Genomic DNA, 502 nt, shown 5'->3' on the forward strand with positions numbered 1-502 from the left:
CTGTCGCAAATCATAGTCAAAGTTACGAAGAATTAAATTGCCACGATGAAGGAGTGTTGTTTTTACACCTAATTCATGAAAAATATTAGCAAATTCAACACCAATATATCCACCACCAACGATGATTATTGATTTTGGTAGTTTTTCAAGATCAAAAATTTCATTGGAAGTAAGACACAAATCACTACCTTCTATTGCAGTGTTTGGTACAATTTTTGCCCCTGTCGCAATCAGAATTTTTTCTGCGCTTATCCGTTCACCTGTCACAGAGAGCTCTAATGTGTGTTCATCTACAAAGACAGCACGACTTTCATAAATATGAACATTGTTATTTTGTAGCCCCTTGCGATAAAGCTTTTCTAATCTTGATATTTCTTTATTTTTAGCTGCAACCAATTTTTTCCAGCTAAAAATTGGATCAGTATATTCCCATCCAAAACCAACGCTCTTCTTAAACTCTTGTGCATATTGTGACGCATAAACATAGAGCTTTTTGGGAACG

1 protein-coding gene is annotated in these 502 nt (G+C 35.1%); it reads right to left on the minus strand.

Going from position 1 to position 502, the window contains the following annotated elements:
• A partial coding sequence (locus ACFIK8_RS13245; protein ID WP_375669684.1) for an FAD-dependent oxidoreductase occupies nt 1-502 on the minus strand: 502 nt, incomplete at both ends.

Source organism: Bartonella sp. MR168JLCBS, assembly GCF_042194175.1.